Source organism: Streptomyces sp. WAC03905 (genome assembly GCF_057371075.1).
On record NZ_JBXYDZ010000003.1, the window covers coordinates 7,025,742 to 7,049,427 of the forward strand.

The following is a 23,686-nucleotide window of genomic DNA, read 5'->3' on the forward strand; positions in this document are numbered from 1 at the left end:
GCAAGTTGGACGATATGGGTACGACTAAGCGCAGATCCCCCCTGACCGACTGGACCGTCCTGGTCCCCGTGGTGGCGCTGGTCGCGCTGGTCTTCAGCTGGGGCCGGGACCTACCCGGCTTCGCGGTGGTACTCGTCGCCCTGTGCCTGGCCGGCGCGGTCCTCGCGGCCGTCCACCACGCCGAGGTCGTCGCCCACCGGGTGGGCGAACCCTTCGGTTCCCTCATCCTCGCCGTCGCGGTCACCGTCATCGAAGTGGCCCTCATCGTCACCCTGATGGCCGACGGCGGGGACAAGACGGCCTCCCTGGCCCGGGACACCGTCTTCGCCGCCGTCATGATCACCTGCAACGGCATCGTCGGCGTGTCCCTGCTCGTCGGCGCCCTGCGCAACCGGGTCGCCGTCTTCAACCCCGAGGGGTCCGGTGCCGCGCTGGCGACCGTCGCCACCCTCGCCACCCTCAGCCTGGTCCTGCCGACCTTCACCACGAGCAAGCCCGGCCCGGAGTTCTCCACCGCGCAGCTGACCTTCGCCGCCGTCGCCTCGCTCGCCCTGTACGGGCTGTTCATCGCCGTCCAGACCGTCCGCCACCGCAACTACTTCCTGCCCGTGGACACCGGCCGGGACACCGGGCGGGACGCCGACCAGCAGGACGACCACGCGGCCCCGCCCACCGCCCGCGCCGCCCTGCTCAGCCTCGGCCTGCTGCTCGTCGCGCTCGTCGCGGTGGTCGGCGACGCCAAGGCCGTCTCCCCGACCATCGAGTCGGCGGTGGCCAAAGCGGGCCTGCCCCAGGCGGTCGTCGGCGTGATCATCGCCCTGCTCGTGCTGCTTCCCGAGACCCTCGCCGCCGTCCGTGCGGCCCGCCGCGACCGCGTCCAGACCAGCCTCAACCTGGCCTACGGCTCCGCGATCGCCAGCATCGGGCTGACCATCCCGGCCATCGCGCTGGCCTCGATCTGGCTCTCCGGCCCGCTCCTGCTCGGTCTCGGCGCCGTCCACATGGTGCTGCTCGCCCTGACCGTCGTGGTCAGCGCCCTGACCCTCGCTCCCGGCCGCGCCACCCTGCTCCAGGGCGGGGTGCACGTCGTGGTGCTGGCCGCGTACCTCTTCCTCGCCGTCAGCCCGTGAAGGGCCGGCGTGGCCGGTCCGGGAAGAGGCCGCGGCCGCCCCTCACCGCCGCTCGCGCACCAGCACCACCCTCAGCTGCGGCGAGGTGAGGATGTCCCGCTCGCAGAACCGCGCCCGCACCCACCGTTCCCGGGAGAACAGCCGCGTCTGGTCCGCATGGAACGGCGAACCGGGGTCCGAGGACTGTCCGTACGTCAGCAGAGTGCGCGCCACCGGGCAGGAGCTGCCGTCCCAGCCCACCGCCTGGATGTGGCTGGACCCGTTCGCAACGTCCGGGTATCCGCCGGCGGCCGCGTTCCAGCGCGCCTCGACCTTGTTCCAGACGCCGAGCGCCTCCGTACCGCCGCCGACCGGCAGTTTCCGGCCGTCACGGACCACGAACTGGTGCGCGCCCAGCGGTGCGTCCAGCGCGAAGCCGGCCGCCTCCAACTCCGCGACCGTGTCCGCCAGCGCCCGTCCGATGCCGGGCGCGGCCCGGTTGAGCGTACGCGGCGTGTTGACCGGGTCGGCGGCCGAGAACGGCACCAGCCACAGGTCCGTGGGCGGCGTCGATGCCGTCACCCGGCGCCAGAACCGGTCGAAGAGCAGCGCACCGCGGCTGGAGCCGTCGGTCGTCCGGTCCCAGCGCGCGAGCACCGGACAGGCCGCGGAGACGTCCACCTCCGAGCCGTCGCTCGCGGTGGCCGTGCCTCCGGGCAGGTCGGAGCAGGCCCGCGCCGCGTCCGACGCCGCCAGGTCCCCGGCCGGGGCCCGGTTCGCGAACTGCTGTTCCTGCAGGTCGGCCACGGTCAGGCGGCCCTTCGCGGCCATCGCCGCCACGTCCTCGACCGCTCCGCGCGTCCGGAGCGAGCGCGGGGTGGCTACATTGCCCCAGATCCGCTCGTAGCCGGTGAGGGGCCGGTCGGCATTGGCCAGCCAGGCACTGTCGTTGGAGTTCTCGGCGTACGGGGCGTCGCGCAGTGTCGGCGCCTTCCCCGGGCCGAACACGCCGGGCTGCACCGCGTCGGCGTCCGAGCCGAGTGCGCAGTCGCCGCGCGCACCGTCCAGCACCGCCAGCCCCGAGGCCGGGTACGTGGCCCGGCCCAGCGCAGTGGAGCAGCGGGCGGCGAGCTCGTCCGTGATGCGGGGGAGCACCTGCGTCTGGGTGAAGAGCGTCCGGCCCGCCGAGTCGGCGGCCACCGTGTTGACCCAGGGCAGCCCCTGGGTGCGGGCCAGGGCCTCCTGGACCCCGGCGACCGAGCGGGCCCTGCCCAGGGCGAGGGCGGTGTCGGAGCCGCGCAGGTTCGACGCGTTGGGGTCGTTCAGGGCGTACGCCGACCGACTGGTCCAGGGCAGCGGCAGACCGGGGCCGAGGCTCGTCACGACCGGGCCGTAGCGGGTCCACCACTGGGTGCGGGTGACCGGGGCGCCGCCGGCCACGGGTACGGTGACGGTTCGCGGGACCATCTTCTGCGGGACGCCGTCGACGAGGTACGCGGTCGGATCCGCCGGGTCGAGGGTGAGTTCGTGCAGGTTCACCGGGGTGCCGGTGGCCACGGTGTGGCTCCAGGCCACCTTCTCGTTGAAGCCGATGCTGATCGCGGGCATGCCCAGCAGCGACCCGCCGGAGACGTTCAGCTCGCCCGGGATGGTCTGCTGCGACTGCCAGAAGCGACGTCCGCCCTGCCACGGATAGTGCGGGTTGCCGAGCAGCAGACCGCGGCCGTTCGCCGTGGTGGACCCCGCGAAGGCCACCGCGTTGGAGCCCATGTCGTAGCGGGTCGTGTCGAAGAACTCCCGCGCGGCCTCCGCCGCGTCCGCCGGACCGGTCTCCGCCGAGGCGGCCGTACGGGATCCGCCGCCGGGCGGCGAGGGCGGCGAGGGCGGCGCCGGGGCGGCGGGCGCCGGGGGGCCGGCCGCCGTGATGCCGTCGATGCCGCGTCCCTCGCCGCCGAGGACCGCGATGGCGAAGCCTCGTGCCGCCACGTCGGCCGTGGTGACGGGGCGGAGCCAGCCCGCACCCCCGCAGGCCGGATCGGTGACCTCGTTCTGGGCGAGCCAGGCGTTGTAGCCGGCGGCCCAGCCCCGCATCAGCTCCTTGAGGTCCTTGCTCGGACCCGCCGGGGCGGGCGTCGCCAGCAGCCTCTCCACGGTGCCCGACTCACGCACGCCCTTGAAGTACAGGTCGCTGGAGAGGTTCCGGGTGGGGGAGGAGAGCGACCCGTCGGTCGAGGCGTCCGGCCCGAACCAGCGCGAGCGCTCACCCGAGACGGTCACGAACCCGTCGGCGAGGACGCAGACCTGGTCCGCGGCCTGTGCCCAGCCGGTGCCGAAACCGATCTGCGCGTAGGTGCGGCCCAGGATGTGCGGGATGCCGTTCTCGGTGTAGCGGATGACGGCGGACAGGCCGCCGCCGGCCGGTATCCGCTCGTCGGACGCCGTCTCGGCGCCGGTGGCGCGGGCCTGGGCGTGCGCCGGGGGGACCAGTGCCGTCGCGGCGAGCAGGGCCGCCCCGGCGAGGGCGATGCGGCGGAGCGCCGAACGCGTACTGCGGTGCCGTGTACTGCCGTGCCACGTACTGCGGTGCAAAGTGCCTCCCAAGTGGGCCGAGAACGGCCGTGGTTACCCGATCGGACAGGCGGTGCCTCCGTGCCCCCACACTCACTCAGGTGGACTGATGACCTGTCAACATGCCTTCTGGCATCCGGTCATTGACCGGCGTCCCCCCGGCGACGAGGATCACGCCATGACGTCAGCGCGAGCGGGGCAGACAGGGCCGGCGGCAGGCGCCGTGCGGCACAACACGGTCGACGGGCTGGTCCGCGACAGCGCGCGGCGGGTCCCCGATCGCCCGGCCGTCCGCTACGCCGGGCGCAGCTGGACGTACGCGGAACTCGACGCGGCCGTCACCACCGGGGCGGCCGTCCTGCGGGGGCGGTACGGGCTGGCCGCCGGCGACCGGGTCGCCACCTACGCCCACAACAGCGACGCCTACCTGCTGGCCTTCCTCGCCTGCGCCCGGGCCGGGCTCACCCACGTGCCGGTCAACCAGAACCTCACCGGCGAGGACCTCGCGCACATCCTGGACGACTCCGGGAGCACGCTCGTCCTCGCCGACCCGGGGCCGGCCGGACGTGTCCCCGACGGGTACCGCGTACGGCCCCTGCGCGACGCCCCCGGCTCCTTCCTCGACGGGCTGGCAGAACCGCTCCCCTTCGAGCCGGACCGCGGCCCGGACACCCTGGCGCAGCTCCTCTACACCTCCGGGACCACGGCGCTGCCCAAGGGCGCGATGATGACCCACCGGGCACTGGCCCACGAGTACGAGAGCGCGGTCGAGGCACTCGACCTGGCCGAGGAGGACCGGCCGGTGCACTCGCTGCCGCTGTACCACTCGGCGCAGATGCACGTCTTCCTGCTGCCGTACCTGGCGGTCGGGGCCCGCAACACCGTCATGGACGCACCCGTCGCCGAGCAGGTCTTCGACCTCGTCGAGGCGGGGGAGGCGGACAGCCTGTTCGCCCCGCCGACGGTCTGGATCGGACTGGCCAACCATCCGCAGTTCACCGCACGCGACCTGGGAGGCCTGCGCAAGGCGTACTACGGGGCATCGATCATGCCCGTCCCGGTCCTGGAGCGGCTGCGCGACCGGCTGCCGGACCTCGCCTTCTACAACTGCTTCGGCCAGAGCGAGATCGGCCCGCTGGCCACGGTGCTCGGTCCCCGGGAACACGAGGGCCGGATGGACTCCTGCGGACGTCCCGTACGCCACGTGGAGGCCAAGGTCGTCGACGAGGACGGCGAGGACGTACCGGACGGCACCGCGGGCGAGGTCGTCTACCGCTCGCCGCAGCTCTGCCTGGGCTACTGGAACGACCCCGGCGCGACGGAGAAGGCCTTCCGGGACGGCTGGTTCCGCTCGGGCGACCTCGCGGTACGGGACGCGGAAGGCTACTTCACGGTCGTGGACCGGGTGAAGGACGTCATCAACTCGGGCGGGGTGCTGGTCGCCTCGCGGCAGGTGGAGGACGTGCTCTACACCCATCCGGGCGTCGCCGAGGCGGCGGTGGTCGGGCTGCCCGACGAGCAGTGGATCGAGGCGGTCACGGCGGTGGTGGTACCGCGCGGCGAGGTGACGGAGGCGGAAGTCATGGCCTACGCCCGGGAGCGGCTCGCCCACTTCAAGGCCCCGAAGCGGGTACTGTTCGTCGACTCGCTCCCGCGCAACGCCAGCGGCAAGATCCTCAAGCGGGAGCTGCGGGACCGCTTCGGAACGCCCCGGTGAGCGTGAGCCCCGGGCGCGGCCGGTCCGGTGCGGTCAGTCCGTCGGCGGGGAAGGGTGGGCGTCCGCGGGGAGGAGGCCGCTGCGCCGCAGGCGCCGCAGGGTGAGGTGCTCGTGCACGAGGCGGCCGACGAGCGCGCCGCCGTAGACCACGAAGCCGACGCCGACGAGCCACGACTGAACCACGAGCAGCGTCCCGAAGGGCCCGTACGTCACGGCGTTGGACGCGATGAGCGGCGAGAACACCAGCTGCGAGAAGACCCGCAGCCCGAGCAGGCCGATGCTGGTGGCCACCGCCCCCGGTACCAGGGCCCGCCAGCGCACCCGGCCGCCGAGCAGCAGGCGCTGCGAGCCGACGAAGAACAGGCAGGTGCCGAACAGGTCGCCGAGCGTGCCCAGGACCGGGCCGAAGCCGTCGTTCGACGGAGCGGGGATCGCCACCAGCAGCCCGAGGTAGCAGACCAGGAGGGCGAGCCACACCACGTGCCGCCACATGGTGTGCCAGCGGGCGGTCGGCAGGTCCCACACCTTCTCGTAGCCCGTCTGCACGGCCGAGCCGAAGGTCAGGCCGAACACGGCGAGGGCGGCCAGCCCGAAGGCCGTGGTCCGCTCCAGCGCCAGGTCCGCCGCGCCGAAGACCATCTCGACCCTGGCCCGCGAGGCCTCCGTCACCCCGAGGGCCTGGCCGAGCCACCGGCCGAAACCGGAGCCGCTCCCGGGCGCCGCGGCTGCCACGACCACCAGCAGCGGCACCAGGGTGAGGAACCCGAGGGCCGCGAAGCCCATCGCCCGGTGCATCAGCTCCATCTCCCGGCCCCGGCTCCAGGCCAGCCCGACGTAGGAGCCCTGGAGCCGGTCATGGAGCTGCCGGAGGGTCGAGGTCACGCCTCATGCACTACCCGGACGGGCCCGACGGCTCCCGGGACCCGGACCGAAATGAGCCCGAAGGGGTGGCTCGGGCCGCCCGCCCCCGGCGCCGACGCGCATGCTCGGGCGGCCGGGCCGTACCCGTGGGGCCTCGCCCCGGACGCGGTGGACGACCATGCCGGCCAGGACCGGGCAGGGGCGCACCAGGACGCTCCCTGGGGGGTGTCCGGCGGACAAGGTCGGAAACCCGCTAGCAGCTGATGGGCGAGCCGTCGGTCTCCGCTTCGGTGGACCACGAGAACCAGGTGCGCGCTTCCACCCCGAGCAGCTCCGCGGGGTGCGGTTGCGTGCCGTAGATCTCGCGGAGGTCCTGCGGCGACTCGAAGGCGAGGGTGATGCTCGGGCGGTCGGGTGATGCGAAGCAGAAGACCGCGACGCGGCCGTCCGGTCCCGTGTCCAGGTCGCCCACCGGACGCCATCCCGCCGCCGAGGCCTGTCGGCCGTAGTACTCAAGCACTTCCTGTCTGGTCCCGCCGAAGGCGTAGAACCGCGTCGCGGAGAGCCAGGCGCCGCCCGTGTCGTCGACGCATTCGGCACCGGCCCACGGCCCGCCGACCGACGCCGCGCCCTTCGGGCGCAGGTCCAGCGGGGGCAGCTGATCGAGTTCCGCCACGGCCGTCTCCGTTCCCTCGCACGTCTCGTACGGGGGAAGGAGGGAACAGCCGCTCAGACCCGCCCCCAGGAGCACGAACGCCACCAGCGCCCGCCCGGCCGTCATGTTCATGGCGGGATTATGGCCCTCCCCGGAAGGTGAACCACCGCCGGGTCCGATTCCGTTCGTCCGGCGGGTGGTCGTCCGGCGGATTCGTCCGATCGGCCCCTGCCGGGGGTCAGCCGGTCGGGGTGCGGTTCGGGGTGCGGAGGTCCACCAGCCTCTTGATCTTGCCTACGGAGCGTTCCAGGGTTTCCGGGTCGACCACCTCGACCCGGACGGAGACGCCGATCCCCGCTTTCACCGCCTGGACCACATCGGCCGCCGCCTTCTCCCGCAGGGCGGCGTCCGATTCCCGGCGGGCCTCCACGCGGACCGTCAGGGTGTCCATCCGCCCCTCCCGGCCCAGCCGCAGCTGGAAGTGCGGTGCCAGCCCCGGCGTCCGCAGCAGGATCTCCTCGATCTGGGTCGGGTACAGGTTCACCCCGCGCAGGATGATCATGTCGTCGCTGCGGCCCGTGATCTTCTCCATCCGGCGGAAGGCCGGCCGTGCCGTGCCGGGGAGCAGCCGCGTCAGGTCCCGGGTGCGGTAGCGGACGACCGGCATGGCCTCCTTGGTGAGGGAGGTGAACACCAGTTCCCCGAGCTCGCCCTCCGGCAGCACCGCGCCCGTCAGGGGATCGACCACCTCGGGGTAGAAGTGGTCCTCCCAGATGTGCAGGCCGTCTTTCGTCTCGACGCATTCCTGCGCCACGCCCGGTCCCATGACCTCGGACAGGCCGTAGATGTCCACCGCGTCCATGTCGAGGCGCTCCTCGATCTCGCGGCGCATCTCCTCGGTCCACGGTTCCGCGCCGAAGATCCCCGTCCGCAGGGACGTGGTGCGCGGGTCGATGCCCTGGCGCTCCATCTCGTCCAGCAGGGTCAGCATGTAGGAGGGGGTCACCATGATGACCTCCGGCCGGAAGTCCTCGATGAGGCGGACCTGGCGGTCCGTCATCCCGCCCGAGGCGGGCACGACCGTACAGCCGAGGCGCTCGGCGCCGTAGTGCGCGCCGAGGCCGCCGGTGAACAGGCCGTAACCATAGGCGATGTGGACGATCTGGCCGGGTCTGCCGCCGGCCGCTCGTATCGAACGGGCCACGACGTCGGACCAGGTGGCGAGGTCCCCCTCGGTGTAGCCGACAACGGTCGGACGCCCGGTGGTGCCGCTGGAGGCGTGGATGCGGCGCACCTCGGAACGCGGCACCGCGAACATCCCGAAGGGGTACTGGTCGCGCAGATCGGCCTTGGTCGTGAGGGGGAACAGGGAGAGGTCGGCGAGGGAGTGGCAGTCGTCCGGATGGACGCCGGCCTCGTCGAAGGCCTGCCGGTAGAACGGCACCCGCTCGTAAGCGCGGTGCAGCGTCGCCCGCAGCCGGGTGAGCTGGAGGGCCGCCAGCTCGTCGCGGCTCAGCCGCTCGCCGTCGTCGTGGAATCCCGCCCGCGCCGCCATGTCGTCACCCCATCGTGAGTAGCCCCGAACACCGACCGATCATTCGGTAGATTGCCAGGTCTCCGCAGGTTAAATCAATGACTCGAACGAGTGATCGTCTGATCTGACGGCCTCCCTGCCGACCTTCTCGGCGTTCCGCGTAGGACGGGACCGCCCTCGCCCACCGCACCAAGGGCGAGGGGCCGACGCCCGCTCCCTCCCCGCGGTGCCGTGCGCGCCCCGCGCTGTCCGGGGGACCTCGGAGCACTGCCGCCGGCCGCACTCCGATCCTCCTCGACCTGCCCGGCACCGGCGACTGCGCGGCGGGGCCGGACCGCCTTGGTCGGCCCGCCCGGCGCGGATCGCGGCGGCGCTGCCCGGCTGGTTCCTCGGCGTCGGGCGCCGCGCAGCACCCGTCGCCGGAGGACCCCGTCCGCTTCACGGGGCGCGTCGAGCGCTTCCCGGCCGCCGGGGCCCGACACGGGCAACGGGTCCGGTCCGGCGCCCGCGCAGGGCGGCGCCGGACCGGACCCGCCGGTTCCCTCAGTGCGCGGTGCCGGCGCCCCTGCCGCCGGCGTCCGCCTCCGTCGCGACCGCCTTCGCCCAGCGGTAGTCCGCCTTGCCGCTCGGGGAGCGCTGTATGGCCGGTGCGATCACCAGCTGCCGCGGGATCTTGTAGCCCGCCAGTCGCGTGCGGCAGTGGCTCTGGATGGCGTCCAGCGTCGGCGCCTCGGCGCCCGCGCGCACCTGCACCACCGCCGCCACGTGACTGCCCCAGGTCGGGTCGGAGACCCCGGCCACCAGGGCGTCGTACACGTCGGGGTGCGACTTCAGCGCCTGCTCGACCTCTTCCGGATAGACCTTCTCGCCGCCCGTGTTGATGCACTGCGAGCCGCGGCCGAGCACCGTGACGATGCCCTGTTCGTCGACGGTCGCCATGTCGCCGAGGAGCACCCACCGCTCCCCGCCCTTCTGGAAGAAGGTGTCGGCGGTCTTCTCCGGGTCGTTGTAGTAGCCGAGCGGTACGTGGCCGCGCTGCGCGAGGCGTCCCGGTTCGCCGACCGCCACCGGCTCGTGCGTCACCGGGTCCACCACCTGCGTACGGTCGTTGACCTCCAGCCGGAATCCCTTCTCCGGGCCGGAGTCGTCCGTGGCCCGGCCGTTGGACCCGGACTCGGAGGACCCGAAGTTGTTCAGGAGCACGACGTTCGGCACCAGTCGCCGGAACTCGGCGCGCACCGTGTCCGACATGATCGCCCCGGACGACGAGACGCTGAACAGCGACGACAGGTCCGTACCCCTGAGCGGGCCGTTCAGGGCGTCGATCAGCGGGCGCAGCATCGCGTCGCCGACCAGGGAGACGCTGGACACCCTCTCCTTCTCGATCGTACGGAGCACTTCCTCGGGCGCGTACTTGCGGTGGATGACCACCCGCTGGCCGTAGTTGAAGGCGATGAAGGAGGTCAGCGTCGACGTGCCGTGCATCAGCGGGGGAGCCGGGAAGAAGGTGAGCCCGGCGCCGCGCGCCGCCACCCGCTCCGCCAGTTCCTCCGGCCGCTTCACCGGTTCGCCGGAGGGCTCGCCGCCGAAGAGTCCCGCGAAGAAGAGGTCCTCCGCCCGCCACATCACGCCCTTGGGCATGCCCGTGGTGCCACCGGTGTAGATGATGAAGAGGTCGTCGGGGCTGCGCGGCGGGAACCCGCGCGCGGGTGAGCCGGACGCCTCGGCGGCCGCGTACGGGACGGGTGCGACGGACGGCTCCGGGGCGCCCTCGGGGGCCTCACCGACGCGGATCAGGTGCCGGAGCTTCGTCGTCCGCGGCAGCGCGGCCGCGACCCGCTCCGTGAACTCGCCCTCGAAGACGAGCGCGGCGAGATCGGCGTCGTTGTAGAGGTAGACCAGCTCCTCCTCCACGTAGCGGTAGTTGACGTTCACCGGGACCAGCCTGGCCTTCAGGCAGGCCAGCACGGTCTGGAGGTACTCGATCCCGTTGTAGAGGTGCAGGCCCAGGTGCTCGCCGGCCTCCAGGCCGCTGTCCAGCAGGTGGTGCGCGATCCGGTTCGCCGCCGTGTCCAGCTCCGCGTACGTGAGACGGCGCTCGGCGCCCGTACCGGGGTGGTCCACGTACACGAGGGCCTCGCGGTCCGGGACCACGTCCACGACCGACTCGAACAGGTCGGCAAGGTTGTACTCCACCGTTCCTCCTGACCCCGTTGATCCCGACGACTGGCCCCGTGGCCGGCTGCTCGGCGGTCATTAGAGCGCCGCGGCCGGCAACTGGGAAGGGGCGCCGCCCAAGAAAACTGACTGGGTGTCAGAAAACTCTTGAACTGCACCCTCCCCTACTGCAACCTGTTCTAGGTCTTGAGACGGGAGGACGGCAATGGGTGGGACGGAACACCTGACCGTGGAACGCCGCGGCGCCACGCTGGTGCTCACGATGAACAGGCCCGAGGCGAAGAACGCGCTCTCGCTGCCGCTGCTGGTGGGGCTGTACGACGGCTGGCTGGAGGCGGACGCCGACCACGAGATCCGCTCCGTCGTCCTGACCGGCGCCGGCGGCGACTTCTGCGCCGGAATGGACCTCAAGGCCCTGGCCGGCAAGGGCATGGCGGGCGACCAGTACCGGGACCGCCTCAAGGCCGACCCCGACCTGCACTGGAAGGCGATGCTCCGCCACCACCGGCCGCGCAAGCCCGTGATCGCGGCTGTGGAGGGCTACTGCGTGGCCGGCGGTACCGAGATCCTCCAGGGCACCGACATCCGGGTGGCGGCCGAGGGCGCCACCTTCGGGCTCTTCGAGGTCAAGCGGGGGCTCTTCCCGATCGGCGGCTCCACGGTGCGGCTGCCCCGGCAGATCCCGCGCACGCACGCCCTCGAGATGCTGCTGACCGGACGCCCGTACTCCGCCAAGGAGGCCGCGCGGATCGGGCTCGTCGGGCGGGTCGTCCCGGACGGAACGGCGCTCGACGCGGCCCTGGAGATCGCCGGGCAGATCAACGCGTGCGGGCCGCTGGCGGTCGAGGCGGTCAAGGCGTCGGTCTACGAGACCGCCGGGCTGACGGAGACGGAGGGGCTGGCGTCGGAACTGCTGCGCGGCTGGCCGGTCTTCGACACCGCGGACGCGAAGGAGGGGGCGCGGGCCTTCGCCGAGCGGCGGCCGCCGGTGTACCGGCGCGAGTAGGCCGGGGCGGCTGGCGCCGGGCGCGGTGCCGTGCCCGTGCCCTTACCGGTACCCGTGCCCGGGTCCGGCGCCGCTGCCGGGGGCCCTGCCCCCGGACCCCCGCGCCTCGAACGCCGGCGGGGCTGGTGGTGGGGGCCCTGCCCCCGGGCCCCCGCGCCTCGAACGCCGGCGGGGCTGGTGGTGGGGGCCCTGCCCCCGGGCCCCCGCGCCTCAAATGCCGGCGGGGCTGGGAGGGCGGCCTCGAACGCCGGCCGGGCCGGAAGAACTCCTCGAACGCCGGCGGGGCCGGAAGGACGGGCTCGGGCGCCGGCCGGGTCGGAAGAGCGCTTCGAATCACCGGAATCAACCGCAACGGAGAGCCACCATGACAGCTGCCTCCCCACCGGAGGTGCTCCGCGCGCCTCTCGTCGTCGAGTTCCCCTTCACCCGGTCCCTCGGGCCCGTCCAGAGCGCCTTCCTCACCGGCCTGCGCGACGGCGTCGTCCTCGGGGTGAAGACCTCCGACGGCACCGTGGTGGTGCCGCCCGTCGAGTACGACCCGGTCACCTCCGAGGAGGTCCGCGAACTCGTCGAGGTCGCCGCCACCGGCACCGTCACCACCTGGGCCTGGAACGACCGCCCCCGCCCCCAACAGCCCCTGGACACCCCCTTCGCCTGGGTGCTGGTCCGGCTCGACGGAGCCGACACCGCCCTCCTGCACGCCCTCGACGCCCTCGGCCCCGACGCCGTGCGCACCGGCATGCGCGTGCGCGTCCGCTGGGCCGCCGAACGCACCGGCGCCATCACCGACATCGCCTGCTTCGAGCCCGACGACGGCCCCGTCCCCGAAGCCGGGCCGCCCGCCCCGCACGACGGCGTCTTCCAGGACCCCGTCACGGGCATCGTCGCCGAGGCCCGCCTGGACTACGTCTACAGCCCCGGCCGGGCCCAGACCGCCTACATCAACGCCCTCTCCGAGCGGCGGACCGTCGGCGAGCGGTGCCCCTCCTGCCACAAGGTCTACGTCCCGCCGCGCGGCGCCTGCCCCACCTGCGGGGTCGCCACCACCGACCACGTCGAGGTCGGCCCGGCCGGCACGGTCACCACCTTCTGCATCGTCAACATCAAGGCGAAGAACCTGGACATCGAGGTCCCCTACGTCTACGCCCACATCGCCCTCGACGGACGCCGGCCTCGCCCTCCACGGCCGGATCGGCGGCATCCCGTACGACCAGGTCCGCATGGGCCTGCGCGTCGAGCCCGTCTGGACCGAGGGCGGCCGCTACCCCGACCACTACCGCCCCACCGGTGAACCGGACGCGGACTACGACGCGTACAAGGAGCTCATCTGATGACCGGGCCCAGGAGGAGCAGGTACGCGCGCGACGTGGCCGTCGTCGCCTTCGCGCAGAGCGACCACCTGCGCCGCACCGACGAGCTCAGCGAAGTCGAGATGGTCATGCCGGTCCTCCACCAGGTGCTGGCCGCCACCGGACTGAAGGCCGGCGAGATCGGCTTCACCTGCTCCGGATCCAGCGACTACCTCGCGGGCCGCGCCTTCTCCTTTACCATGACCCTCGACGGGGTGGGTGCCTGGCCGCCCATCTCCGAGTCCCACGTCGAAATGGACGGTGCCTGGGCCCTTTACGAGGCCTGGGTCAAGATCCAGACAGGTGAGGCGGACACCGCCCTCGTCTACTCGTACGGGAAGTCCTCGCCCGGATCCGTGCGCGACGTGCTCACCCGCCAGCTCGACCCGTACTACCTCGCCCCGCTCTGGCCCGACGCGGTGGCCCTCGCCGCCCTCCAGGCCCGGGCCCTCCTCGACGCGGGCGAGACCGACGAGCCCGCGCTCGCCGCCATCGCCGCGCGCAGCCGCGCCGACGCCGAGGCCAACCCGCACGCCCAGCTGCGCGGCGCCGTCCCGCACGGCGACCACCAGGTCAGGCCGCTGCGCACCGGGGACTGCCCGCCCATCGGCGACGGCGTGGCCGCGGTGGTCCTGGCCGCCGGAGACCTCGCCCGGCAGCTCTGCGAACGCCCCGCCTGGATCACCGGCATCGACCACCGCATCGAGGCGCACGGCCTGGGCCTGCGCGACCTCACGGACTCCCAGTCCACCCGGATCGCGGCGCAGCACGCCGGGGTCTTCGACGCGCCCGTGGACACGGCGGAACTGCACGCGCCGTTCACCTCCCAGGAGGTGGTGCTCCGCAAGGCCCTCGGGCTCGGCGACGCCGTCGCCGTCAACCCCTCCGGCGGGGCGCTCGCCGCCAACCCGATGATGGCCGCCGGCCTGATCCGCATCGGTGAGGCGGCCGCCCGCATCCACCGCGGCGCATCCGACCGGGCCGTCGCCCACGCCACCTCCGGCCCCTGCCTCCAGCAGAACCTGGTCGCCGTCCTGGAAGGGGACGCAAGGTGAGTAAAGAGCCCGTGGCCGTCGTCGGCATCGGCCAGACCAAGCACGTGGCCGCCCGCCACGACGTGTCCATCGCCGGACTCGTCCGCGAGGCCGCGGTACGCGCCCTCGCCGACGCCGGACTGACCTGGGCCGACATCGACGCGGTCGTCATCGGCAAGGCCCCCGACTTCTTCGAGGGGGTGATGATGCCGGAGCTGTACCTGGCCGACGCGCTCGGCGCCGTCGGCAAACCGATGCTGCGCGTGCACACGGCCGGGTCGGTCGGCGGGTCCACCGCGCTCGTCGCCGCCAACCTCGTCGCCGCCCGCGTCCACCGCACCGTCCTCACCCTCGCCTTCGAGAAACAGTCCGAATCGAACGCCATGTGGGGGCTGTCCCTCCCCGTGCCCTTCCAGCAGCCCCTGCTCGCCGGCGCCGGCGGATTCTTCGCCCCGCACGTGCGCGCCTACATGCGGCGCACCGGCGCACCCGACGGGGTCGGCTCGCTGGTGGCGTACAAGGACCGGCGCAACGCGCTGAAGAACCCCTACGCGCACCTGCACGAGCACGACATCACCCTGGAGAAGGTCCAGGCCTCGCCGATGCTGTGGGACCCGATCCGGTACTCCGAGACCTGCCCGTCCTCCGACGGCGCCTGCGCGATGGTCCTCACCGACCGGGCGGGTGCGGCCCGTTCGCCGAAGCCCCCCGCCTGGGTGCACGGCGGGGCGATGCGCAGCGAACCCACCCTCTTCGCCGGCAAGGACTTCGTCTCCCCGCAGGCCGGCAAGGACTGCGCGGCCGACGTCTACCGGCAGGCCGGGATCACCGATCCGCGCCGGGAGATCGACGCGGTCGAGATGTACGTGCCGTTCTCCTGGTACGAGCCGATGTGGCTGGAGAACCTCGGCTTCGCCGAGGAGGGCGAGGGCTGGAAGCTCACCGAGGCGGGGGTCACCGAGATCGACGGGGACCTTCCGGTCAATCCGTCCGGCGGTGTGCTGTCCACCAACCCGATCGGCGCGTCCGGCATGATCCGGTTCGCCGAGGCGGCCCTCCAGGTGCGCGGCCAGGCCGGGGAACACCAGGTCCCGGGAGCCCGCCGGGCACTCGGGCACGCCTACGGCGGCGGCGCTCAGTTCTTCGCCATGTGGCTGGTGGGGGCGCAGGAGCCGACGACCTGACACCGCGGGGTGGGTCCCGCCCGGGTGCCGGACCGGTCACGCGTGACGCACCGTGGCCTGTGCGGCACCCGCCGCGATGGTTAACCTGGCCCCCGGACGACGTACCGGGAGGAGCACGCACGTGGCCGAGAGCATGACTTCAGAGCCCCTGGCCGGCTGGGGGAAGCCGGACCTCGATCTCACCGGGGCGGACTGGCGGTCGAGCAGCCGGGGAGCGGGTGACGTCCAGATCGCCTTCGTCGAGGGCTTCATCGCGATGCGCAACAGCGAGCGCCCCGAGAGCCCCTCCCTGATCTTCTCGCCGGACGAGTGGCACAAGTTCGTGCTGGACGCCCGGGGCGGGGAGTTCGACCTCACCTGACCGCCCGTCACCGCCCCGGCCCGCCTGCCGGGGCGGGGCCCGCGCGGTCGGTAGGGTCGCCGCATGAGCGGAGAGAGCGACCTGCGGAAACTGCTGAGCGGGATGCGGCCCGAGCTGAACGACGGAGTGTACGTGTTCTGCACCGTCCCCGGGGACGCCGTTCCCCCGGGGACGGCACCCGTCGCCACCGTCCTGGAGCCCGAGGGCCTCACCCTCGTCCTGCGCCAGGAGGACGCCGACGCCGCCGGGCTCGCCTACGACTGGACCGCCGGGTGGATCACCCTGCGCGTCCACTCCGCGCTCGACGCCGTCGGCCTCACCGCGGCCGTCGCCACCGCACTCGGCTCGCACGGTCTGAGCTGCAACGTCATCGCAGGACACCACCACGACCACCTCTTCGTGGCGGCCGACCGGACCACCGAGGCCATGGCCGCCCTCGAAGGCCTCGCGACCCGTTCCGGGCAGGACCGATCGGGTTCGTGACCGTCCCGGATCCTTCTCGGAACCCCGCCGGAAAAGAAGATCGGATTGTTTCCGACAGTGGGACACCCCGCGATGTGCGCGGGCGTACGCTGATCTCCCGGAACAGGCCTGGGGGGTACCAGCCATGACGGACCACCGGATGCGTATACGGCGCACCATGGTCGAACGCGATGCCGAACTCGCGATCGTCGACGAGGCCCTGGACCAGCTCACCGGTCCGGGCCCGGACGCCGGCGGCGCGCTGCTCGCCTTCTCCGGGCCCGCCGGCCTCGGCAAGACCACCCTGCTCGCCGAACTGCGCCGCCGCGCCCACGCCCGCTCCTGCACCGTCCTGGCCGCACGCGGCGGCGAACAGGAGCAGAGCCAGCCCTTCCACGTCGCACGCCAGCTCATCCAGCCCCAGCTGGCCGGCACCTCCGAACAGGAACTGCGCGCCGCCCTCGGCGGCTGGTACCCCATCGTCGGCCCCGCCCTCGGACTCTGCGCCCCCGAACAGGGCGCCCCGCCCGACCCCCAGGGCCTGCGCGACGGCCTCGACTGGGTCCTCACCCACCTCGTCGTCAAACGTGCCCCCGTCACCCTCGTCCTCGACGACGCTCACTGGGCCGACCCCGAGTCCCTGAGCTGGCTCGCCGCCTTCGCCCCGCGCGCCGAACACCTCCCGCTGCTCCTCGTCGTCGCCTACCGGCCCGACGAACTGCCCGCGCACGCCGATGCCTTCCGGACCCTGCCCGGCCGGGCGGGACAGGCCCCGCTGCCCCTCGCCCCGCTCACCCCGGCCGCCGTCGCCGCACTGGTCCGCGAGGCCCTCGGCGATCACGCCGACGACGCCTTCTGCCAGGAGGCCTGGGCGGTCACCACCGGCAACCCGTTCGAAGCCGTCGAACTCACCGCCAAGGTCCGCGGCACAGGACTGCGACCCGTCGAGGAGAACGCCCCGCAACTGGCCGACCTCGCCGCAGCCCAGCGCGGCAGTGGCCTGGTCGCCCGCCTGGAACGCCTCGGCCCCTCCACCGTCCGCTTCGCCTGGGCCTGCGCCGTCCTCGGCACCGCCATCCCGCAGGACATCGCCGCCCGCGTCGCCGCCCTCGGCACCGAGGAGGCAGCGGGCGCCACCACCCGCCTGCGGGCCGCCCGCATCCTGTCGGCCCCCGGCTCCACCTCCGACGACGAACCCGAGCCCGGACTGGAGTTCGTCCACCCCCTCATCGCCACCGCCATCTACCGGGCCATCCCCGACGCCCTGCGCGTCGCACTGCACGGAAAGGCCGCCGCGGCCGTCGTCGACGCGGGCCTCGGCTCCTCGGCCGCCGCCCGCCACCTGCTGGAGACCCACCCCGAGAACGACCCCTGGGTGGTGCGCACCCTGCGCGAGGCGGCCGCGGAGAACCTCCGCGCCGGAGCCCCCGACGCCGCCCGCCGCCAGCTAGCTCGCGCCCTGCGCGAGCCACCCGACTTCGACGAACGCGCCGCAGTCCTGTACGAACTGGGCTGCGCCTCCCTGCTGACCGAGCCCGCCAACACCGTCAACCACCTGCGGGCCGCCCTCGCCGAGCCCTTCGACGACCCGGGCCTGCGCCAGGGCATCGTCATCCGGCTCGCCCAGGTCCTCGCGCACAGCGACCGCCTCGCCGACGCCTCCGAAGCACTCGCCCGGGAGATCGCCCGGACCCCCGACGTACGCGCCCGACTGCGCCTGCAGTCGGAGCAGTTCATGTGGGACGCCTTCAACGCCGCCGAGACCGACTCGCCGGCCCGCTCCCGGCGCCTCGCCCGGCTCGCCGACCGCCTCACCGGCCGCGACCTCACCGAGCGGTACGTCATCGCCCTGCGCGCCTGGGACGCCTGCCTGCGCGGCGAGCCGGTGGACGTGGTCCTGCACCACGCCGGCCGGGTACTGGAGAGCCCCTTCAGCTGGGCCCACGAGGACCGCGGTTTCGAGGTCCCGGTGCTCGCCGCCATGGTCCACATGTACGCGGACCGCCCCGGCCGGGCGGAGGAGCTGTTCGAGGCCGGCACCGCCGAGTTCGAACGCCAGGGCTGGCGCGGCGCCCACCTGTCCTTCGCGTACAGCCTGCGCGCCTACATCCGCTACCGGCGGGGACGGCTCGTGGACGCCGAGGAACTGGCCCGGTCCGGCCTGCGCCTCGCCGAACGCGTGGGCCGACGCACCCCCGTGCACTGGTACGCCATAGCGATCCTCCTCACGACCCTGCTCGCCCGGGGCCGGGTCGACGAGGCCTGGGAGCTCGCGCGGGAGCACGAGTTCGGCGCGCCCTTCCCGGCCGCCGTGGTCTTCCCCGACTCGCAGACCGTCTACGCCGAACTGCTGCTCGCCCGCGGCGAGACGGGCGCGGCCGTCGCCGAACTGGAGGCGGTGGACCGGCGGCTGACCCCCCGCGGCATCCAGAACCCGGCCTGGTGCCCCTGGCAGCTGCACCTCGCGCGCGCCGTCGCCGCCGACGACCCGCAGCGAGCCCGGACCCTCGCCGCGGACGCCGTCCGGCGTGCCCGCGCCTTCGGCGCCCCCTCCGCCATCGGCCAGGCCCTCCGGGTGGCGGCGGAGGTCGCCGCACCCCAGGACCGCACCGAGCTGCTCCGGGAGGCGGTCACCCTGCTCTCGGCCTCACCCGCGGGCTACGAACTCGCCCGCGCCCTCGCCGCCCTCGGTTACGGGCTGCGCGACGCGGACCTGCTGACCGCGGCCGTGGTCACGGCCCGGGAGTGCGGGGCCGACGGACTGGTGGAGGAGGCGACCGAGATCCTGACCGGCATGGGCGGCGCCCTGCCCGCCGTGCCGCCCCGGGCGGACTGGGTCACCGAGGAGGAGATCCGGGCCGCCGACCTGGCCGTGCGCTCCGGGGAGGAACCGGGGCCGGCGTCCCCCGACTGGGTGCTGTCGGCCGCCTGCCGCAAGCTCGGCACCGACCGCTCAGGGCTGCGCGCCGCCCTGGAGGCGTTCGCCCGCAGCTCGACGTGACGGCAGCCGCCGTCCGGCGGAGCGCAACGCCACCTCGCGCACGCCCCGCGCCCACGGCTCACGCCCCGCGCGCACGGCCCCGGCGGCCCGGACACCCCCGTGTGGACCTGATCGGCTCAGCGGACCTCGGGCTCCCGGCCGCGCACGGGGCTGACCGAGCCGTGCGTCCCCGAGGGGACACCGAATCCGCGGCCGGCACCCCGCCCGCCGTGCCTGGCAGCAGGCGCCGCCCGGCACGGGGGGAGGGGTACCGCTTCCGGCGTACGGGCGGCCCGGAATCCTCGACCGTCCTCTGCTCGGGTGACCAGGTGCTGCCGGAGACCGGCTCCACCGCACCGGTCGCCGTCGAGGCGGCCGGCCCCGCCCCGGGCCCGGCGATCTTCCCGTGGCGCCGCGCCCGCCCGCCGGCGGGGCGCGGAATGCGGGGCCCCCGGACCGTAAAACTCCCGCGGCCACGTACCATGGCCGCATGTCCTTCCTCCGCCGCCACCGCGCCGCCACACCCGCCGGCCCGGACTTCGACGTCCTGGCCATGGACCCGGGGGACTGGCCGGGCAATCTCGGGGCCGGGCTGCTGCCCGCGCCCGACGGCAGCTGCCAGGGCGTCTTCCTCCGCTACGACCTGTTCGGCGGACGCGGCCCCGCGATGATCATCGGAAACCTGCCCGAGGGGTCTCCGGCGCGGGACCTCACCGACGGGCAGGTCCCCTTCGAGGTGGCCCAGCTCCTCGACGCGCTGGAGAACGACGAGGACGTCGAGGTCACGGGCGTCGAGGACTGCCCCGTCATGCAGGGTGACAACCTCCTCATCGTCCGGAAGATCAAGCTGTCGGAGTCCCGCATCTCCTGCGTGCAGTTCGACCGCAGCGACAACGTGCTGGTCACCATCGCCAGCTGGGACCGCCCGATCACGGACGACCTCTACGCCCTCCTGAAGCCGCTCCCCGCCGAGCTCTTCCAGCAGGGCTGACTCCACCGGGCCGCCCCTCCGCGGTCCCGGGCCGGTCCGGGTCCCGGCCCGCGCCCCATCACCTCACGCATCCGCGATGTCGTTGGCCGCCACGTAGCCGAACGTCATCGCGGGACCGATCGTCGACCCGGCCCCCGCATAGCTGTGGCCCATCACCGCGGCACTGGCGTTGCCCGCCGCGTACAGGCCGCGGATCACCGAGCCGTCCGGCCGCAGCGCCCGGGCCCGCGCGTCCGTGACCATGCCGCCCTTCGTACCGAGATCCCCCGGCACGATCTTGAACGCGTAGAACGGCGGCACCCAGACCGGCGCCAGGCACGAGTTCGGCAGCACGTTCGGGTCCGTGTAGTAGTGGTCGTACGCGGTGTCGCCCCGGTGGAAGTCGGCGTCGGTGCCGCTCCACGCCTGCGCGTTGAACCGGCCCAGCGTCGCCCGCAGCGCACCCGCGGGCACGCCGATCCGGTCCGCCAGCCCGTCCCACGTCCACGCCTTCTTCGCCGCCCCCGCCTGGTACCAGGAGTCCGGGAAGGGGAGTGTCGGCAGGATGTCCTTGAACAGGTACTTGTTGCGGTAGTTCTGATCCACGATCAGCCACGCGGGAATGTGCGAGCCGACCGCGCCCCGGTCCTTCTCGTACATCACGTGCACCACGTCGCTGTACGGCGCCGCCTCGTTGACGAAGCGCGTGCCGTTCGCGTTCACGATCAGCCCGCCCGGCAGGGTCCGTTCGGCCAGGCAGAAGTACGGCTCCCCGGGCAGCGGGATCGAGGGCCCCCACCAGGCGTCCTCCATCAGGGCCAACGCCGCCCCGGCCCGCTGACCCGCCAGGATGCCGTCGCCCGTGTTCTCCTTCGCGCCCACCGACCACTGCGTGCCGATCGGCTGCTGCTGGTACTGCGCCCGCATCGCCGCGTTGTGCTCGAAGCCGCCGGAGCCGACGATCACCCCCTTGCGGGCCCGTACGACACCCCGCACACCTTCCTTGTCGACCACCGCCCCGGTGACGGCGCCGCCCTCCTGGACCAGGTCCACCAGCGGGCTGTTCAGCCACACCGGTACCCCGGCCCGCTGGAGACCGGCCCGCAGCCCGGCCGCCAGGGCCTGCCCCATCGTCAGCGGCTTCTCGCCGCGCAGCGCCGCCTTCGTACCGCGTGCCAGGCACTCGGTGGACACGGCCAGGCCCCTGGCGCTCACCGCCGCCAGGTTCAGCCACTTGTAGTCCTGGCTGAAGACCACCATGCCCGCCGGGACCGGCATGTACGCCGGGTTCAGGCGGGCCAGTTCCCCGCCCAGGACGTTCCCGTCGATCTGGTCCGGCTCGATGGACCGGCCGTTCGGCAGCCCGCCCGGCAGGTTCGGGTAGTAGTCGCTGTACCCCTCCATGAAGCGGAACCGCAGCGGGCTGTTGGCCATGACGAAGTCCAGCATGCGGGGACCGTGGGCGAGGAAAGCGGCCTGGCGGTCGGCCGGCACCTCGGGACCCACGACGGCCGACAGGTACGTCGCCGCCTTCTGCGGGGTGTCCGGCACCCCCGCGGCCAGGATCACCGAGTTGTTCGGCAGCCAGATGCCGGCCCCGGAACGCGCGGCCGACCCGCCGAAGGTGGGGGCCTTCTCGACCACCAGCACGCTCAGCCCGCGCTTCGCGGCGGTGAGGGCGGCCGTCATTCCGGCGGCCCCGGAACCGACCACCACCACGTCGTACTCACCGAGCTGCGGCCCGGCCTGGGCACCGTCGGCCCGCGCCGCGCCGGACGGCAGCACGGTCGCGGCGATCACCCCGGCCCCGGTACCGGCGAGGACGGCGCGTCTGGACGGGCGGAGGGAGGGGGACGTGCGTGAAGCGCTTGCGGACATCGGCAGGCTCCAGCGGTATGGGGAGGAGGTGACACCAACATGTCTGATGCTGAGTCAGAAAAGGTGTTCGGGGGATCATGTGATGTCAAGCCATCCGACGCACCCGGGTCCGGCCCCGCCGCTCAGCCGTCACCCTGGATCCGCGCGTCCAGCTCCTTCACATGTCGCTTGAGGGCCACCGTCCGGTAGCTCTCCTCCACCCACTCGCACAGCACCTGCACCGAAGGCGCCCCCTTCCCCGCCAGCGGTACCGACACCCAGCCGGACCGGCCCAGGCCGTATCCGGTGGGCTCCGCCCCCGGTGCCGTCATCGCGTGTCCGTGCAGCGCCTCGTCCTTGAGCTTGACCGACAGCCCGGGCGATCCCGGCCCGTCGGTGTTGCCCAGGAAGACGAAGATCTTCTTGTTCACCTTCACCACGCAGTCCTCGGGACCCCACGGATGGTCCTCGACCGCCTCCGGCAGGCCCAGGGCGAATGCCCGTACCGCCTCCCACGCGCGCACACCGGACTTCATTCAACGCCTCCCGTCGATCGACCCGACCCACGGTAGGGGGTGTCGCCCTTCCGGACCGCGAACGAGCGAAGTCCCGTGGCGGTGGGGGCCACGGGACTTCGCGTCAGGGGGCGGGCGGACCCGGGTGGACCAGCGGAGACCGGGGCGGATCGCGGCGGATCAGCGTGTGCCGACCGCCGCGCGCACCGCCCGGCGGGCCATGCCCGCGTCGTCGTGCAGACGGCGGAGCAGCAGCCGCTGCTCCTCGCCGGACGACAGCGCGCCCACCGGCAGCGGCTGGGCCGGGGCGGTCGCCAGCATCGAACGCTGCACCGCCGTCTCGGACATCCGGATCTCCCGCGTCAGCACCAGCATCAGGTTGATCAGGAAGGCGTCCCGGGCCACCGGACCGGCGGACTGGGCGAGCCGGCTGATCTGCGCGCGGGCGGCGGGGGCGTCACCGAGCACCGCCCACAGGGTGGCCAGGTCGTAGCCGGGCAGGTACCAGCCGGCGTGCTCCCAGTCGAGCAGCACCGGACCGGCGGGGGAGAGCAGCAGGTTCGACAGCAGCGCGTCGCCGTGGTTGAACTGGAGCGCCGCTCCCGACACCTTGACCCCGTGCAGCAGCTTCTGCAGGTCGCCGAGGTCCCGGTCGGTGAGGAGCCCCAGCTCGTAGTCGCGGGCGATCCGCCGGGCGTAGTTCATCGGGGTCCCGAACAGCTCGGCCGGCGGCTGCCAGTGGTTGACCCGGCACACCGCACCCAGGGCCGCCCGGAGGTCCACCCGCGGCGGCGGCTCCACCGGGTGCCGCTGCAACGCCGCCACCCGGCCCGCCATCCGCTCCACCACCAGCGTGCAGTTCTCGGGGTCGGCGGCGACCAGCCGCGGCACCCGGACCGGCGGGCGGTGCCGGACGAACGCCCGGTATGCCGCTATTTCGTGCCGGTAGCGCTCACGCCACTCCGGCGAGTGGTCCAGTAACACCTTCGCCACGGCGGTCATGCGACCGGTGGTGCCCACCAGGAGGACCGAGCGGCCGCTGCGCCGCAGCACCTGCACCGGCGCGAACTCCGGACAGATCCGCTGCACCGAGGCGAGGGCGGTGCGCAGTTGCGCGCCCTGCGGCCCGGAGAGGTCGATTCTTCCGCTGACGGGCTGGGACCCGGCGCTCGGCATCCGCCGTGCCCGGACTGCGCCCTGAGTCGCGGCCGACGCGCGGCCCGGTTCGAGGTAGGGGCCGCCGCCCGCCGGGAGCGTGCGGTGCGACCGGACCGGTGCGGACACGGAGGACGTTGCTGCGTACATGGTGATACGGATCCCTTCGTGCGCCGACGAGTTGCGAACGC

Annotated in this window: 17 protein-coding genes and 1 pseudogene; 10 read left to right on the top strand and 8 right to left on the bottom strand. The window is 73.4% G+C overall.

The genetic code is table 11. From position 1 onward, the window contains the following. The first annotated feature begins 14 nt into the window (after window positions 1-14). A complete protein-coding gene (locus AC2RP6_RS34210) occupies window positions 15-1,130 on the top strand; it encodes a calcium:cation antiporter (protein WP_486449706.1) in 1,116 nt (371 codons plus the stop codon). Between the two features lie 42 nt (window positions 1,131-1,172). Here AC2RP6_RS34210 and AC2RP6_RS34215 read toward each other — a convergent pair whose 3' ends face one another. Next, window positions 1,173-3,698 carry a penicillin acylase family protein gene (locus AC2RP6_RS34215; protein ID WP_486449707.1) on the bottom strand — a complete coding sequence of 842 codons (2,526 nt, stop codon included), beginning with the start codon at window positions 3,696-3,698 and terminating at the stop codon, window positions 1,173-1,175. A gap of 157 nt (window positions 3,699-3,855) precedes the next feature. On the opposite strand from AC2RP6_RS34215, the gene AC2RP6_RS34220 reads away from it, so the two are divergent. After that, on the top strand, window positions 3,856-5,394 hold the full coding sequence (locus AC2RP6_RS34220) for a fatty acyl-CoA synthetase (protein ID WP_486449708.1): 1,539 nt from the start codon (window positions 3,856-3,858) through the stop codon (window positions 5,392-5,394). Between the two features lie 33 nt (window positions 5,395-5,427). On the opposite strand, the gene AC2RP6_RS34225 is transcribed toward AC2RP6_RS34220, so the two are convergent. The 4 genes from AC2RP6_RS34225 to AC2RP6_RS34240 form a co-directional block, all read right to left on the bottom strand. After that, a complete protein-coding gene (locus AC2RP6_RS34225; RefSeq protein WP_486449709.1) occupies window positions 5,428-6,276 on the bottom strand; it encodes a YhjD/YihY/BrkB family envelope integrity protein in 849 nt (282 codons plus the stop codon). A gap of 232 nt (window positions 6,277-6,508) precedes the next feature. Continuing rightward, a complete protein-coding gene (locus AC2RP6_RS34230; RefSeq protein ID WP_486449710.1) occupies window positions 6,509-7,042 on the bottom strand; it encodes a hypothetical protein in 534 nt (177 codons plus the stop codon). Between the two features lie 106 nt (window positions 7,043-7,148). After that, window positions 7,149-8,465, bottom strand: coding sequence for a phenylacetate--CoA ligase PaaK (gene paaK / locus AC2RP6_RS34235; protein WP_486449711.1), 1,317 nt, complete (start codon window positions 8,463-8,465; stop codon window positions 7,149-7,151). A 522-nt stretch (window positions 8,466-8,987) separates the two neighbouring features. Continuing rightward, window positions 8,988-10,640 (bottom strand): acyl-CoA synthetase, encoded by a 1,653-nt coding sequence (locus tag AC2RP6_RS34240; protein WP_486449712.1) that lies wholly within the window; start codon window positions 10,638-10,640, stop codon window positions 8,988-8,990. A gap of 187 nt (window positions 10,641-10,827) precedes the next feature. Here AC2RP6_RS34240 and AC2RP6_RS34245 point away from each other — a divergent pair, with 187 nt between their 5' ends. From AC2RP6_RS34245 to AC2RP6_RS34280, 8 genes and pseudogenes are all read left to right on the top strand, one after another. Continuing rightward, window positions 10,828-11,628: a crotonase/enoyl-CoA hydratase family protein gene (locus AC2RP6_RS34245; protein WP_486449713.1), complete on the top strand. Its 801-nt coding sequence runs from the start codon at window positions 10,828-10,830 to the stop codon at window positions 11,626-11,628. Between the two features lie 364 nt (window positions 11,629-11,992). Beyond that, window positions 11,993-12,959: pseudogene (locus AC2RP6_RS34250) on the top strand (Zn-ribbon domain-containing OB-fold protein). Beyond that, window positions 12,959-14,032 carry a thiolase domain-containing protein gene (locus tag AC2RP6_RS34255; protein ID WP_486449714.1) on the top strand — a complete coding sequence of 358 codons (1,074 nt, stop codon included), beginning with the start codon at window positions 12,959-12,961 and terminating at the stop codon, window positions 14,030-14,032. Before AC2RP6_RS34250 ends, AC2RP6_RS34255 begins: the two are co-directional and overlap by 1 nt. Continuing rightward, complete coding sequence (locus AC2RP6_RS34260; RefSeq protein ID WP_486449715.1) at window positions 14,029-15,195, top strand: thiolase domain-containing protein; 1,167 nt, start codon at window positions 14,029-14,031, stop codon at window positions 15,193-15,195. Before AC2RP6_RS34255 ends, AC2RP6_RS34260 begins: the two co-directional genes overlap by 4 nt. Before the next feature lie 133 nt (window positions 15,196-15,328). Beyond that, entirely contained in the window at window positions 15,329-15,556 is a 228-nt protein-coding gene (locus AC2RP6_RS34265; RefSeq protein ID WP_486450548.1) for a DUF397 domain-containing protein, read from the top strand. A 63-nt stretch (window positions 15,557-15,619) separates the two neighbouring features. Further along, complete coding sequence (locus AC2RP6_RS34270) at window positions 15,620-16,039, top strand: ACT domain-containing protein (RefSeq protein ID WP_486449716.1); 420 nt, start codon at window positions 15,620-15,622, stop codon at window positions 16,037-16,039. Between the two features lie 157 nt (window positions 16,040-16,196). After that, window positions 16,197-19,019 (top strand): ATP-binding protein, encoded by a 2,823-nt coding sequence (locus AC2RP6_RS34275; protein WP_486449717.1) that lies wholly within the window; start codon window positions 16,197-16,199, stop codon window positions 19,017-19,019. A gap of 469 nt (window positions 19,020-19,488) precedes the next feature. Continuing rightward, complete coding sequence (locus tag AC2RP6_RS34280) at window positions 19,489-19,989, top strand: hypothetical protein (protein ID WP_030030746.1); 501 nt, start codon at window positions 19,489-19,491, stop codon at window positions 19,987-19,989. Window positions 19,990-20,052: 63 nt separating this feature from the next. Here AC2RP6_RS34280 and kstD read toward each other — a convergent pair whose 3' ends face one another. The 3 genes from kstD to AC2RP6_RS34295 form a co-directional block, all read right to left on the bottom strand. Next, window positions 20,053-21,846 (bottom strand): 3-oxosteroid 1-dehydrogenase, encoded by a 1,794-nt coding sequence (gene kstD / locus AC2RP6_RS34285; protein WP_486449718.1) that lies wholly within the window; start codon window positions 21,844-21,846, stop codon window positions 20,053-20,055. 122 nt (window positions 21,847-21,968) lie between these two features. Then, window positions 21,969-22,361 carry an MmcQ/YjbR family DNA-binding protein gene (locus AC2RP6_RS34290; protein WP_486449719.1) on the bottom strand — a complete coding sequence of 131 codons (393 nt, stop codon included), beginning with the start codon at window positions 22,359-22,361 and terminating at the stop codon, window positions 21,969-21,971. A 159-nt stretch (window positions 22,362-22,520) separates the two neighbouring features. Then, entirely contained in the window at window positions 22,521-23,645 is a 1,125-nt protein-coding gene (locus tag AC2RP6_RS34295) for an aminoglycoside phosphotransferase family protein (RefSeq protein ID WP_486449720.1), read from the bottom strand. Window positions 23,646-23,686: the final 41 nt, after the last annotated feature.